The organism is Pantoea sp. C2G6, assembly GCF_051336815.1.
Taxonomy (GTDB): domain Bacteria; phylum Pseudomonadota; class Gammaproteobacteria; order Enterobacterales; family Enterobacteriaceae; genus Pantoea.
This window is the reverse complement of sequence record NZ_JBGMNJ010000009.1, coordinates 154814-168521: the sequence shown is the minus strand read 5'-3', so window position 1 is coordinate 168521 and position 13708 is coordinate 154814. Positions and strand designations below refer to the sequence as shown.

Sequence of the window (13708 nt, the reverse complement as noted above, 5' to 3'; positions counted from 1 at the left end):
GCTGCTGTTTATCTTAGCCCTTTTCCCTCCGCCCCGATTGGCGTAGCTCAGGCTGCGCCCGAAAGCCGATCACCGGATTATTAAAGCGACGCATTAATTGCGCCTCGCAGTCACCTTTTTATCCCGTTATTTCTGAACAGTGGCGGGAAAAAGAGAGTATTGCCGAAGGTCATCCGCTTTAATAATCCGGCAATGCCTGTACTTAACCGCATACGTTATTTGTGTGCCGGACGACTATTGCTTTAAATCAGGGAGATGTCGAGATGACCGACATGAAACTGGAACAGCTGGCGCTCAACAGCGGCCACACCCCGACCACTAAAAAAACTAAAAAAGTTTTCGCTATCACCCGTGAGGCGGGTCTGTCAGATGACACCACGCTGACCAATGTGCACAGCAACCGCGAGGGGCTGACCCACGCCGAGGCGACTCAGCGGCTGGCGCACTATGGCCCGAATGAAGTGGCACATGAAAAAGCACCGCCAGCGCTGGTTCAGCTGCTGATGGCGTTTAACAACCCCTTTATCTATGTCCTGCTGGTCCTGGCGCTGGTGAGTCTGTTTACCGACTACATCCTGCCGCTGCGTGCCGGTCAGGAGACCGATCTCTCCGGGGTGATCATCATTTCCACCATGGTGACGCTGAGCGGGCTGCTGCGCTTCTGGCAGGAGTTCCGCACCAACCGCGCCGCGCAGGCTTTGCAGTCACTGGTGCGCAGCCAGGTGACCGTGCTGCGGCGCGAGGAGGGCAGCGACACCGCCCAGCGTCACGATGTGGATATGCGTGAACTGGTGCCTGGCGACATCATCCTGCTGAGCACCGGCGATCAGGTGCCTGCCGATGTCCGGCTGCTGAGTGCGCGTAATCTCTATATCAGTGAGGCGGTGCTGACCGGCGAATCGCTGCCGGTGGAGAAACATCGCCGCGAGGCGGGCATCGATCCGCAGGGTAAAACCGATCAGGAACTGCTGGCATCCGATAACATCTGTCTGATGGGCACCAGCGTCGCCAGCGGCACCGCCCGCGCCGTGGTGGTCGCCACCGGCGGGGAGACCTGGTTTGGATCGCTAGCCTCATCGCTCACCGGCAGCCGTCCGCAGACCGCTTTTGACCGCGGCGTGAACAGCGTCAGCCGCCTGCTGATCCGCTTTATGCTGGTGATGGTGCCGGTAGTGCTGCTGATTAACGGCTTCACCAAAGGCGACTGGCTTGACGCCACGCTCTTTGCGCTGGCGGTGGCGGTGGGATTGACCCCGGAAATGTTGCCGATGATTGTCAGCGCTAACCTGGCCAAAGGCGCGATTGCGATGTCACGGCGTAAAGTGATTGTGAAACGGCTCAACGCGATTCAGAACCTGGGGGCGATGGATGTGCTCTGCACCGATAAAACCGGGACGCTGACACAGGACACCATCCTGCTGGCGCATCACCTTAATAGCCAGGGGGCGCAGGATGCGCGGGTACTGCTGCTGGCCTGGCTGAACAGCGGCAGCCAGAGCGGGGCGAAAAACCTGATGGATCGTGCCGTGCTCTGCGCGGGCGACAAGGTGATTTCACAGAGTCAGCGCAGCCGCTTCCATCTGGTCGATGAGCTGCCGTTTGACTTCAGCCGCCGTCGGGTCTCGGTGCTGGTGGAAGATCTGGCGCAGCATCGTTCCCGGCTGATCTGCAAAGGGGCGGTGGAGGAGATGCTGGCCGTGAGTATCGCTGTACGGCAGGGCGCACTGACCGTGGCGCTGGATGCGACGCAGCGTGCGGCGCTGCTGGCGCAGACCGAGCGCTATCATCAGCAGGGCTATCGGGTGCTGCTGGTGGCAACCCGCGATGAGGAAGTGCAGAGCCCGCTGAGTGAAAGTGATGAACGCGATCTGATTATCGAAGGGATGCTGACCTTCCGCGATCCGCCCAAAGCCAGTGCGGGGAGGGCGATTCAGGCACTACGCGACAGCGGCGTGGCGGTGAAAGTGCTGACCGGCGATAACCCGCTGGTGACGCAACGGGTCTGTGCGGATGTCGGGCTGAGCGATCCCAACATGCTGACCGGCGACCAGATTGAGACCATGAGCGACATGCAGCTGGCGCAGCAGGTGGAGCGCTGCACCCTGTTCGCCCAGCTGACGCCGCTGCAGAAATCGCGCGTGGTGCGCCTGCTGCAACAGAACGGACACACCGTGGGTTTCCTCGGCGACGGCATCAACGACGCACCCGCGCTGCGGGCGGCCGATACCGGCATCTCCGTGGATAGCGCGGCGGATGTGGCTAAGGCGTCCTCCGACATCATCCTGCTAGAGAAGGATTTGCAGGTGCTGAATGAGGGGGTACTCAAAGGACGCGAGACCTTTGGCAACATCATCAAGTATCTCAACATGACCGCCAGCTCGAACTTCGGCAACGTTTTCTCGCTGCTGATCGCCAGCGCCTTTATTCCGTTTCTGCCGATGCTGTCGATTCATCTGCTGATTCAGAATCTGATGTATGACGTCTCTCAGCTGGCGCTGCCGTGGGACAAAGTAGACCGTGAGTTTCTGAATAAGCCGCGCAAATGGGATGCCGGTAATATCAAACGCTTTATGCTGTGGATGGGCCCGACCTCGTCGATTTTTGACGTCACCACCTTTGCGCTGATGTGGTTTATCTTCGGTGCCAATCATGCGGGCGTGCAGTCGCTGTTCCAGTCGGGCTGGTTTATTGAGGGGCTGCTGTCGCAGACGCTGGTGGTGCATATGCTGCGCACCCGCAAGATTCCGTTTATTCAGAGCCGCGCGACCCTGCCGGTGATGCTGACCACCCTGGCGGTGATGGCGCTGGGCATCCTGATCCCCTTCTCGCCGCTCGGCGCGATGGTCGGACTGGTGCCGCTGCCCTGGCAATATTTCCCCTGGCTGCTGCTGACGCTGTTCAGCTACTGCCTGGTGGCGCAGGGGATGAAGCGCTGCTACATCCGTCGCTTTGGTCAGTGGTTCTAGGGAGGCGGCGATGAAATATGGCGGAGTTGATAAGGTCTTTGTCGCCGTGATGCTAATCGGCGTGGCGCTGATTCTGCTGACGGTGATTCTGCGCTAATTCAGGGGCAGCGAGCTGATTCGCTGCCCTTTTTTATAGCGGCACTGAGCGGCGTGGCCTGAACTTACTGCTCGTCGCGCTCCCGGCTGGCGCGCTGACGCTCGTAATACTCATCTTCTGCGGTGATGATCTCATCCAGCAGCGAATCCATATCCACGGTGCGCTCCTCTTCGACAAACCGGCCGGTGAGCGCGATTTCCGGGGTGAGTTTGCCATCTTCATACAGCTGCCAGATCTCTTTGGCATAGCGCGTCTGCAACAGTTGCGGGGCGAACTGACCGTAGTAAGCGGTGATGTTGTTCACATCACGTTCGAACATCGATTCGGCGTGGTTGTTGGCGGCCGCATCCACCGCCTGGGGCAGGTCGATAATTACCGGTCCCTGGTCATCCAGCAGCACGTTGAACTCGGATAAGTCACCGTGAACGATACCGGCACACAGCATGCGGACGATGTTGCGGATCATGGTGGTAAAATCAGCGACGGCTTCCTCTTCCGACAGCGTGACATCGCTGAGGCGGGGCGCGACGGAGCCGTTGGCATCGGTGACCAGCTCCATCAGCAGCACACCGTCAATACAGAGGTAAGGCTGCGGCACGCGCACCCCGGCGTTAGCCAGGCGGAACAGGGCATCCACTTCGGCGGTCTGCCAGGACTCTTCCTGCTGTTTACGGCCAAATTTCGTGCCTTTCTGCATGGCGCGGGCGTTACGGCTGTTACGGGTTTTGCGTCCTTCCTGATACTGCACCGCCTGCTTGAAACTGCGCTGGGTGGCTTCTTTGTAGACTTTGGCACACTGCACCTTGTCACCGCACAGCACGGTATAGACGTCAGCTTCCTTGCCGCTTTTCAGCCGCTGGAGCACATCGTCAATCAGGCCGTCATCGACCAGAGGTTGGATTCTGTTTGGGATTTTCATGCGGCTTTATACCTTATTTCACCCGCTTTTCGTATCAATTTGCGATGATGGAAAACAGTGGCAATGCGTGAACAAAGTCTTTAAGTCTACCCTGGAAAAAGTTTTTGGGCAGAGGATCCTTTAAGGCCGGCGTTTTTCGTTGTACTAGCGAAACAACTGATGAGACGAAGCGGGTGGGCGGTAAAGAACTGACGGCGTCTGCTGGCGGGATTGCGCCAGGGAAGGGCGCTGACGTTGATGCGGTTAGGCAGCAGGCCAGCATTACCGCAATCCTGGCCTGCTGGTACAGATTTCGGGCCTATTTCAGCCCGTTAAGCACTTTTACCGTGCTTTCGATGTCAATTTCATCTTCAGAGAAGATCAGCGTCGTGCCCTGGAAGGTGGTGACGGCCAGCTTTTTCAGCGAGCGCATCTCCGCCGCTTTCGCGTCAGATTTGGGACGGATATTATTCAGCAGCGCCCCGACCGAGAGCACAGTGTGCTCTTTATCGATTCCGGTATCGGCGGGCACCTCTTCGCTGTAGACCACAAAGGACTTAATCGAGGTGATTTTGAGCCGCTCACCAGCGATATAGATGTATTTGCTTTCCGGCGCGACTTTTACCGCATAAGCGGACAAGCCTTTGTTGTTGGTGGTGGGTTCAAAAGTCACCGCCGCATCTTTCTTGATCAGATCAGGATTGGCGACCTTAATCACATGAAAATAGCGGTTATCACCGTTTTCATCTTTGATAAAGCCAAAACCTTTATCTTTAAACCAGGTTGTGATCGTTCCGTTCATCGCCATTTTTGCCTGCTCAATCTACTCAGTTTTTTACAGCGCGCAGTGTAAAACACAATGCCTGCGCAGACTACATCAGTATGAATGATAATTTCTGATGGCGGTGAGAGCAACCGGCGGCGGGGCGGGCAAAGCGTTAGGGCAGGGCGGCGGGAGCAGAAAAGGGGAAGCGCTGGCAGGGCGGGAAAGCATGATCCGGGAGCGGTTTCTCTCGCGGATCATCCGGGCAGGTTATTCGTTGCCCCAGCGGTTCAGGAACTCCGCGATATCATCAATGCGCTGCGCATCAATGCCCGCTTCACTGGCCATCTCCTGCTGTGACTCTTCGCTGATCTCTTCATTATTCATCAGGCGGGTGATCAGCAGCTGGAAGTAGTGCGCCAGTGGAGTGCGTTCCGCTTCGCTCACCGGCTTAGCGGCTTCCGTCGCATACTCATCGGCGACGTCATAATATTTAAGGGAGATTTCAGTGTTCATAACAGGTCCGCTAAGTTAACGAGGGTTTCTGAGGCTGCCTTCTGGCGCGATATTATTTCGTTTTTGTGATGGGGCTGTAAAGGTGAGTTTGAACAAGCGGTTCGGGCCTCACCTCCAGATTTGCCGCCATTAAGGATTAACCTTATTCCAGGGCATCCGGGAGAGCAGCATCGCCATTCCACACCAGCCACTCACGCCAGCAAAAAGCAGACCTGCACCCACGAATCCTGATAAAAGAAAGAAGTTTTTATCGGTGGCGTACCCCAGCACTACCCCGGTCAGGATCACTATTCCGGCGACAATCTGAACCTGTCTCATGATGGGAAGCGGATATTTTTTGTCTTCAACGGTCGGAAGCCGGTCACTTTTCCAGGCGTTAATGCCACCCGACAGTAAAAAAACCGGGGCAGGAGCTGCGGCTCCGATCAGCGCATCCTGATGCTGAGCGGTGCGTGAACCGGCTAAACAGTGAAAGATCACCGGGTGATGCGCAGGCTGCTCTGCGATTTTTTTGCCAGCGAGGATGTCGGATAACGGCAGCGAGATCGCGCCGGGAATGCGTTCCCGCAGAAATTCAGCAGGCTCCCGGATGTCGACCAGCGTGCTGCCGTTTTGCATGAGTTGCCGCGCTTCTGAAGGGGTGACGGTTTGTACGGTCATGGTAAATCCTCCGGGCAATAGATGTCCTTTAAGGTGGCGATAACTTTCTTAACCGATTCATTTTTAATGAAATAGTTTCTGCGCTGCTCATCTGCCGAGCATTCAATCAAACCCTCTTCTTTCATCCTCGCCAGATGCTGTGAGGTTGCCGAAGGGCTTAATCCGGTCAGCTGACTTAACTGGCCCGCTGGCGTTCCCGGTGAGTCTATAAGCGTACAGAGAATCAATAATCGGTTGGGGTTACTCATCGACTTAAGAAGTCTGGTCGCCTGAGTGGCCCCTTCCTGCAAAAACGCAATATTGGTCTGTTTCATGGTTTGTTTAGTTTTCTCTAAGTTTAGATAAATCTAAAGTAAGTGGCGGCGTAAAGCAAGGAGAGGATTTTGAGGTGGAAGGGAAGGCAGTCCGGCTCATCGCCGAAGAGAATCTGGCTGACGCAGTGGGGCAGGATGCGATTCTGCTGAGACACCCACAGCCCTGTAGCTTTGAAACCCCAGGCGAGCATGCGTCTGGGGCAGAGCACGACGGGCAGGAAAGGGCAGCTTAAAGGTGTTTATTTAATCAGAAAGAGTTATTTACCGGGATTTATTGTGTCATCCAGTGATGCGGATTCTGAGTATCATCACAGGAGTAGTTCCTTTCGGTGAGGGATGCAATGATTCATCTGCACCCCTCACACAGGCTCAGTCTGAAACAGACCCGATGAGATATTTAGCTTATTTTAATATCATCCCAATCAATATCTTCCTCTTCATGATCACTGTTTACGATTACATCACGAGGAACGTCTTTTTTGATGATGGCATAGACAGTAGCCGTGACGACTATATTAACCAGCAATGCCATGATACCCGCCATTGGATGTGACATTGTGGGAATCATCAAAACGCCACCAAAAGGCACCGTTGCATCTGCACCATAAACCATGGTGATTGCACCGCCACAAGCTCCACCGATTGCAGCAGCAGTAATACCGCGAACAATATCATTCATCACTATAGGGATAGAACCTTCAACAATATTCACAATCCCCATAGGGACTGCTGACTTCAACATTTCTATCTCTTCATTGTTATAGATGTTTTTGCGAAAAAGTCTGGCAACAAAAAAGGCAAGTCCGAAACCAATAGGTGTGGCTGTGTTGACTAACTGGAGAGCAGTGACTGGCTCATTTATCCCCTGTGCCTGGAGAGTTAAAACAAATGCGAAACACGTTTTATTGATGGGTCCGCCAAAGTCGACGATACATAATGCACCAATTACAGCACCTAACAGTAAATTAGATGAAGTGCCCATGCTTCTCAGGAACGAGGTGAGCGCATCGGTAAAGATACCAATAGGTGTACCGATGATATAGACCATGATCAGGGCACTGAGAATAGATGCGAAAAAGGGCACAATCAATGTCGGCATTAAACCGCGAGCCCAGCCAGGAACCTTAACATGTTTGATGATAGCAACAGCAATATAGCCGGAAATGTAGCCGCCGATCATGCCGCCGATAAAACCCGCACCAATAGTATTCGCCGCCAGACCTACGACAAAACCCGGAGCAATACCGGGCTTACCGGCAATTGAACCAGAAATGCCGATAGCAATAACCACGGGTAGCAGTCCGAGGGCCCTGGCACCCATGGTGGCTAAGGCCTGCCACAGATCAAATTGGCCCGGTACTAAGGCGTCCTGAACCGTTCCCCCAAAACCCATGCCGATTGCGATAATAAATCCAGCACCACAGACAATCGGAATCAAATATGAGATGGCAGTCAGCAGATGACCTTTAGGGTTTGCTGATTTCCATATTTCTTTTATATTCATAAGGTACGCCCTTTTATTTACACAGGATACGCATAGGTAGAAGTTATGAATTTACTAATTCACTGAGTTTCTCAATAAGCTTATTGGGCGATTTTACGGCGGTCTCTGTCGGTACTTTAACAACTTTTTTGCCAGCGAATCGCTCTTCACCTGAAACCTTAACGTCGGCGGCTAACAGAACGATGTCAGCTTGCGCGATCTCTTCAGCGGTTAAAGCATTCTCAATACCTATAGTGCCTTGCGTTTCAATTTTTACATTGTGCCCGGCTTTTTTGGCGGCTGATTCAATTTTCTTTTGCGCAATATAGGTATGTGCAATGCCTACAGTACAGGCTGTAACGCCAACAATGTTCATGAGTATTCTCCGGGGTTGATTTTTTCGGGGTCAGGACAAAAAGTGTAATTTGAGGCGTAATTTATTTCTCTTCAGGAAGCAGAAGTTCAATGATCTCTTGAGGATCATTTTCTTGCAGTAATTTTTCTATGATCTCCTCATCGGCTAATGAACCCGAGACCTGGGATAACAGTCGAATATGATTGGCATTTTGATCGGCTAAACGTACAGCAAATAGGATAATGCAGCGAACATCACTGCCATCCATGGTTTCCCAGGGGATTTGATGTTGGGTTCGTCCAATCGCCAATGCCGTACGGGCAACGCCTGAAGATTTTCCATGTGGGATCGCAACATGATTTTCAAATCCCGTTGAGCCCTGTTCTTCGCGTAACCAGACATCTTTCAGGAAATCATCTTTATTAGTGATGGCCCCATCACGTACTAATAAATCCGTTAACTCTTCAACTGCTTCTTCTTTACTGCTGGCCATCATGTTCAGATTGATATTGTTTACATTAAGTACATTCGAAATGTCCATAAATCACCCTGGTTAATAAATTAATGATTGATTATCAACAGGCGTGAATATATGCCCATTGATATGACGATGTTTATAAAAGGCTTTTTGCCTGCGCGAGAAGATTCTCAACGGTGAAGCCGAACGCCTCGAACAGCCGCTCTGCCGGGGCAGATTCACCGAAGGTGGTCATGCCAACAATCGCACCATTCAGACCCACATACTTAAACCAGTAGTCCGCGATACCGGCTTCTACTGCTACGCGAGCGGAAACCGCTTCAGGCAGTACGGACTCACGATATGCCGCATCCTGCCTGTCGAACGCATCGGTGGACGGCATGGAAACCACGCGCGCCTTCACGCCCTCGGCAGTCAGCTTTTCCCATGCCGCAACGGCCAGCTCAACTTCAGAACCGGTAGCGATGAAGATCAGCTCAGGCTGGCCTGCGCAATCTTTCAGCACGTAACCCCCACGCGCGATATTAGCCAGTTGTTCCGGGGTACGCGCCTGCTGCGCCAGGTTCTGACGTGAGAGGATCAGCGCGGTCGGGCCATCCCGACGCTCAACGCCATATTTCCACGCTACCGCCGTTTCAACCTGGTCACATGGACGCCAGGTGGACATATTCGGGGTCAGACGCAATGACGCTATCTGCTCAACCGGCTGATGCGTTGGGCCATCTTCACCCAGGCCGATGGAGTCGTGGGTATAGACCATCACCTGACGCTGTTTCATCAGCGCAGCCATACGCACGGCGTTACGTGCGTATTCAACGAACATCAGGAAGGTAGAGGTGTATGGCAGGAAACCGCCGTGCAGGGAGATACCGTTGGCAATCGCGGTCATGCCGAATTCGCGCACGCCATAGTGAATGTAGTTACCGGCCGCCTCCTGGTTGATTGGCCTGGAACCGGACCAGAGCGTCAGGTTAGAGGGTGCCAGGTCAGCGGAGCCGCCCAGGAATTCTGGCAGCAGAGGACCAAAGGCTTCAATCGTATTCTGAGACGCTTTACGGCTCGCGATTTTAGACGGGCTGGCTTGCAGTTCAGCGATGAGTTCATTGGCTTTCGCATCGAAATCAGGCGGCATATCGCCATTCATACGACGGGTGAATTCTGCTGCTTCCTGTGGGAACGCTTTCGCATAGGCAGCGAATTTCTCATTCCACGCCGACTCTTTCGCCTGCCCCCTCTCTTTCGCATCCCACTGTGCATAGATCTCAGACGGGATTTCGAATGCAGGGTAGTTCCAGCCCAGCGCTTCACGGGTCAGCGCAATTTCCGCCTCGCCCAGTGGCGCGCCGTGAGCGTCGTGGGTGCCTGCTTTATTCGGAGAGCCGAAACCGATGAGGGTTTTACACATCAGCAGGGACGGTTTATCCGTGACCGCGCGCGCTTCTTCTACTGCACGTTTAATCGCATCAGCATCGTGACCATCAACGCCACGCACAACATGCCAGCCGTAGGCTTCGAAACGTGCAGCGGTGTCATCGGTGAACCAGCCTTCAATCTGACCGTCGATGGAGATACCGTTGTCGTCATAGAACGCAACCAGTTTGCCCAGCTTCAGGGTTCCTGCCAGAGAGCACACTTCGTGAGATATGCCTTCCATCATGCAGCCGTCACCCATGAATGCGTAGGTGAAGTGGTCAACGATGGAGTGGCCAGGCCGATTGAACTGTGCCGCCAGCGTCTTTTCAGCAATCGCCATACCCACAGCGTTGGCAATACCCTGACCCAGCGGGCCGGTGGTGGTTTCAACGCCTGCGGTGTAACCCACTTCCGGGTGACCTGGCGTTTTAGAATGCAGCTGACGGAAGTTTTTCAGCTCTTCAATAGGCAGATCGTAGCCGGTGAGGTGCAGCAGGCTATAGATCAGCATAGAGCCATGGCCGTTGGACAACACGAAACGGTCACGGTCAGCCCATGCAGGGTTATGCGGGTTGTGGTTAAGGAAATCACGCCACAGGACTTCGGCGATGTCAGCCATACCCATAGGGGCGCCCGGATGACCGGAATTCGATTTTTGTACACCATCAATGGAAAGCATGCGTACAGCATTCGCTAACGTACGACGAGTCGTCATAAGGGAACTCCAGATATAACAGGGTTACCATACTCTTAACCGTAAAAATTAAGCGCCAGGGTAAAGAGCCATACCGGTTAATAAGATCCTTTGCTCTGTGCAATGGCTCATTACGGATCAGCACACGGCAATTTCAGGCAGCGACTTCACGCTGGTAAATCTCGACCATTTTATCCCAGGCATCGCTGACATCATCCGCAAGAGAGAAGAGGCCCGATGTCCCCACAATAAAGACGTCGACACCGGACCGGGAGATGACATTAAAGGTCTTCTCGTTGCAGGAACCATCAATCTCGGTCAGGTAGTGGTAACCATGCGTTTCACGCATTTCAATAAGTTGCTTTATTTTGTTAAGGGATTCGGGAATAAACTTCTGGCCTGCATAACCCGGATCAACCGACATGATGGTCACTTTATCCAGCAGGTGCGCGTACTCTTTAATCGCATCAGCCGGGGTAGCGGGATTCAACACCACACCGCAGCGACGGCCAGCATCTTTGATCTGATTCAGCAGGCGGAAGATTTTGTTATTTGCCGTCTCTGGATGGAAGCTAATAATATCGGCTCCCGCATCAATGCACATTGGGATAATATCTTCCGGGTGATTCACCATCAGATGCACATCAATCGGCACCTGGGTGATTTTTTTCAGATTTTCAATAAAGAAAGGTGATAGCGTTATGTTTTTCACATAGCTGCCGTCCATAATATCAACATGATAAAAATCAGCCCGGCTGTTCATTGCTGTAATCTGCTCTCTGAACTGTGTTAAATCCATGCACATCAATGAGGGCGAAAATTTAGCCGCCATACTTCATCTCCAAAAGAATTAATTAGTTAAACAGTGACACGATCTACCCCGGAATGATGCCAGCAACGCTGAAGTCCGCATCGCCCTGGGGGCATTTGAAGCCAGAGGAGCCCATATGCGGAGCCATCGCGCAGAACGTTTCGCGCTTCAGGTACCTCCGGTTCTTCAATTGATGAGCTTCCTTACCGACGACGTTCACCACCAGTGCAGGCATAAGGTCGCCGTTTGAATCGGAGTAGCCCCGCCGTCGTGATACCGAAATTTTTCTGCTCCGGTGCCGTTATGGCATCAGTATTTAGTACCATCCTCATGAATGTGGGATGAATGCTCAAATATCTTTAACGTAGTGGCATTAATCGCCGCCCGGATGTTAATACTAAAAAGCTCATGATGGTTTTAAGCGTTGCGTAAATAACGTTGGAAACTTTTTTCTGAAAAAATAAATCGAGCAGGGAAAACAGATCAATCCGTATTGCTGTAAATCCTGATGCATCATGCATAATAAAATGCAGCATAGAATGGTGCAAAATGACCGAAAGTAACTGGTCAGAGAGTTCCATAGAGGATTTGTTTCATCTCATTATTATTAATAAGTTCATACAACCCAGCCATGTGTTTAGAATGGCTGGACAGCTGTTCTGCTATGTCTTTAGCGTTAAGAATAATATTATATCTTTTACTTCTTGCCAGGGTTGAATTGGTGTGAAAATCCCGATTTCATTATTAAGATCTTTAGTGGTTTTTCACATGCACTTCAACGATAAAGCGACTCCCTGATTGATTTTCGCAAGCAGCCAGAACTTTTTTTATAATTAAATCACCACCATGTCGGGAGGTGAGAGGTAATAAAACCGTGTGAATCCTGATCGTTATGTTTATTTTAATATGTTTTTCATTGGTCAATTTTCCGCAATAAAGGCTAAGGAGATCATGCAAAATCCTGCTTCCAGCCGCTGACTAAAACCACAATGTGGATATTTTAGATTGGTCAACAGGTTGTAATCATAAATATCCCAATAGCGTTGAAAGTGAGCCTACTATAGTGGAATGACTTGCCGGTTTACCGTGATCTCCATCGCAAAGTTAGCGCTAACATGAAATGATGTTAAATCTCTTGTTACCGCTAACTCAATTAACCCTCCTTGTTATTACTTTGCAGACGGGCAATGTGCCCAAAATCAAACATCATTTTCAATGACTGCCCGGTCAGGCCAAAGGAGGGCATCCGTGCAGACGTCAGCAGCGGACGACAGCGCGAGAGAAAAACGCAGAAAAAAACAGGTAAGTCTATGATCTCTAAAGTCGTGCTGGACTATAGAGGTGCTTCAGGTGGCTCTGGGCCGAAAGTTCTGACGACCTCTCAGAAGCGGGAAGCCGTGGAAGTCAGCTGTGAGGCAGCGTGTCTCTCTCTGTCTGCCTGCCGCTATGAGGCTCTGCGTCCCGCTGCTGATGCACATTTATCAGGGCTTATCACAGAACTGCATCTCGAACGAAGGTGCTTGCCTGGAAAATGATTAATGACTGGAGTCAGGATTATAAAAAGTGTCATCCACATACGTCGCTAAATTAGCAGCTGAATTTGCTGGAGGCTGGCGTAACGGAAACTATGGAAGAAAACCAACCGGCATTTCTGACTGAAGGTGGTATCTAATCCTGGGGGCAGGGCAGAGCAATGGGGCTAAAGGGTTCGGATTTGATGAGTTCTCTTCAGACTTCGCGGGATAAATTTAGGGCACAAAAAGTCCGCAGGGCTGTCAGACCTTTCTCTGACGATTCTGGTAATCACAGGGCTGGCGGAGTCTGAACTGGCCAAGCAATCTTATGAAAATTATTATTTTCCGACAATTCAACTTTTATTCGTGTACCTAAACGTGTACCAATTATTAGATGTCACACACCGGAACGGCAGGGCAAGGATATCGAATGCCCGACGCTAAATCCAAAATAAAATGATTTATGGGAAAAGTGTTCACACTGTTCACTTTTGGTTTTTGTTTATTAAATTCATGGCTTTAGGTAGTGAGGGGTTTTAGGGGGGGGTACACTAGTGTGCACTAAGAGTGATCACCTTAGCCAAGATGATAAAGGCTTTCCGAGGCCGCTATACATGATTTAAAATTATTGGGCGCTTCTGCGGTCACTTGTACGCTCTGTGCACAGGCTGTGTGAAAACTGTTTTTTTAGGTCAGAGTTTTCACACAGCCTGTGTCAATAGCGGACATTTCCAACATCCACTTTC

At 51.9% G+C, this 13708-nt stretch carries 12 protein-coding genes and 1 pseudogene; 3 read left to right on the top strand and 10 right to left on the bottom strand.

Annotation, left to right across the window (positions count from 1 at the left end; all coding sequences use genetic code 11):
• Window positions 1–263 precede the first annotated feature (263 nt).
• Both mgtA and mgtU read left to right on the top strand, forming a co-directional pair.
• The gene (gene mgtA / locus ACCW71_RS13860) at window positions 264–2966 is read left to right on the top strand and encodes a magnesium-translocating P-type ATPase (protein WP_436372240.1); all 2703 of its coding nucleotides are present in this window, start codon (window positions 264–266) and stop codon (window positions 2964–2966) included.
• Between the two features lie 10 nt (window positions 2967–2976).
• Window positions 2977–3063 carry a magnesium transporter protection protein MgtU gene (gene mgtU, locus ACCW71_RS13855; protein WP_436372300.1) on the top strand — a complete coding sequence of 29 codons (87 nt, stop codon included), beginning with the start codon at window positions 2977–2979 and terminating at the stop codon, window positions 3061–3063.
• A gap of 64 nt (window positions 3064–3127) precedes the next feature.
• Here mgtU and ACCW71_RS13850 read toward each other — a convergent pair whose 3' ends face one another.
• From ACCW71_RS13850 to alsE, 10 genes are all read right to left on the bottom strand, one after another.
• A complete protein-coding gene (locus ACCW71_RS13850; protein ID WP_436372238.1) occupies window positions 3128–3982 on the bottom strand; it encodes a PA4780 family RIO1-like protein kinase in 855 nt (284 codons plus the stop codon).
• A gap of 298 nt (window positions 3983–4280) precedes the next feature.
• Window positions 4281–4769, bottom strand: a complete 489-nt coding sequence (locus ACCW71_RS13845) for a cold-shock protein (RefSeq protein ID WP_436372236.1) — start codon at window positions 4767–4769, stop codon at window positions 4281–4283.
• A 225-nt stretch (window positions 4770–4994) separates the two neighbouring features.
• On the bottom strand, window positions 4995–5240 hold the full coding sequence (locus ACCW71_RS13840; RefSeq protein ID WP_436372234.1) for a DUF2543 family protein: 246 nt from the start codon (window positions 5238–5240) through the stop codon (window positions 4995–4997).
• Between the two features lie 129 nt (window positions 5241–5369).
• Window positions 5370–5900: a rhodanese family protein gene (locus ACCW71_RS13835; RefSeq protein WP_436372232.1), complete on the bottom strand. Its 531-nt coding sequence runs from the start codon at window positions 5898–5900 to the stop codon at window positions 5370–5372.
• Entirely contained in the window at window positions 5897–6214 is a 318-nt protein-coding gene (locus tag ACCW71_RS13830; protein ID WP_436372230.1) for an ArsR/SmtB family transcription factor, read from the bottom strand. Before ACCW71_RS13830 ends, ACCW71_RS13835 begins: the two co-directional genes overlap by 4 nt.
• 397 nt (window positions 6215–6611) lie before the next feature.
• Window positions 6612–7718, bottom strand: a complete 1107-nt coding sequence (locus ACCW71_RS13825; protein WP_436372228.1) for a PTS fructose transporter subunit IIC — start codon at window positions 7716–7718, stop codon at window positions 6612–6614.
• Window positions 7719–7761: 43 nt separating this feature from the next.
• On the bottom strand, window positions 7762–8073 hold the full coding sequence (locus ACCW71_RS13820; protein WP_436372226.1) for a PTS fructose transporter subunit IIB: 312 nt from the start codon (window positions 8071–8073) through the stop codon (window positions 7762–7764).
• Between the two features lie 61 nt (window positions 8074–8134).
• The gene (locus ACCW71_RS13815; RefSeq protein WP_436372225.1) at window positions 8135–8593 is read right to left on the bottom strand and encodes a PTS sugar transporter subunit IIA; all 459 of its coding nucleotides are present in this window, start codon (window positions 8591–8593) and stop codon (window positions 8135–8137) included.
• 73 nt (window positions 8594–8666) lie between these two features.
• Window positions 8667–10658 carry a transketolase gene (gene tkt / locus ACCW71_RS13810; RefSeq protein ID WP_436372223.1) on the bottom strand — a complete coding sequence of 664 codons (1992 nt, stop codon included), beginning with the start codon at window positions 10656–10658 and terminating at the stop codon, window positions 8667–8669.
• A 133-nt stretch (window positions 10659–10791) separates the two neighbouring features.
• Entirely contained in the window at window positions 10792–11469 is a 678-nt protein-coding gene (gene alsE, locus ACCW71_RS13805; protein WP_436372221.1) for a D-allulose 6-phosphate 3-epimerase, read from the bottom strand.
• Between the two features lie 1283 nt (window positions 11470–12752).
• Here alsE and ACCW71_RS13800 point away from each other — a divergent pair.
• Window positions 12753–12965, top strand: a pseudogene (locus ACCW71_RS13800) (IS3 family transposase); the annotation flags it as partial.
• Window positions 12966–13708 lie beyond the last annotated feature (743 nt).

Bases quoted from the DNA above. Each gene is read 5' to 3' on its own strand.
- mgtA (WP_436372240.1), top strand. From the start codon at position 264: ATGACCGACATGAAACTGGAACAGCTGGCGCTCAACAGCGGCCACACC.
- mgtU (WP_436372300.1), top strand. From the start codon at position 2,977: ATGAAATATGGCGGAGTTGATAAGGTCTTTGTCGCCGTGATGCTAATC.
- ACCW71_RS13850 (WP_436372238.1), bottom strand. From the start codon at position 3,982: ATGAAAATCCCAAACAGAATCCAACCTCTGGTCGATGACGGCCTGATT.
- ACCW71_RS13845 (WP_436372236.1), bottom strand. From the start codon at position 4,769: ATGGCGATGAACGGAACGATCACAACCTGGTTTAAAGATAAAGGTTTT.
- ACCW71_RS13840 (WP_436372234.1), bottom strand. From the start codon at position 5,240: ATGAACACTGAAATCTCCCTTAAATATTATGACGTCGCCGATGAGTAT.
- ACCW71_RS13835 (WP_436372232.1), bottom strand. From the start codon at position 5,900: ATGACCGTACAAACCGTCACCCCTTCAGAAGCGCGGCAACTCATGCAA.
- ACCW71_RS13830 (WP_436372230.1), bottom strand. From the start codon at position 6,214: ATGAAACAGACCAATATTGCGTTTTTGCAGGAAGGGGCCACTCAGGCG.
- ACCW71_RS13825 (WP_436372228.1), bottom strand. From the start codon at position 7,718: ATGAATATAAAAGAAATATGGAAATCAGCAAACCCTAAAGGTCATCTG.
- ACCW71_RS13820 (WP_436372226.1), bottom strand. From the start codon at position 8,073: ATGAACATTGTTGGCGTTACAGCCTGTACTGTAGGCATTGCACATACC.
- ACCW71_RS13815 (WP_436372225.1), bottom strand. From the start codon at position 8,593: ATGGACATTTCGAATGTACTTAATGTAAACAATATCAATCTGAACATG.
- tkt (WP_436372223.1), bottom strand. From the start codon at position 10,658: ATGACGACTCGTCGTACGTTAGCGAATGCTGTACGCATGCTTTCCATT.
- alsE (WP_436372221.1), bottom strand. From the start codon at position 11,469: ATGGCGGCTAAATTTTCGCCCTCATTGATGTGCATGGATTTAACACAG.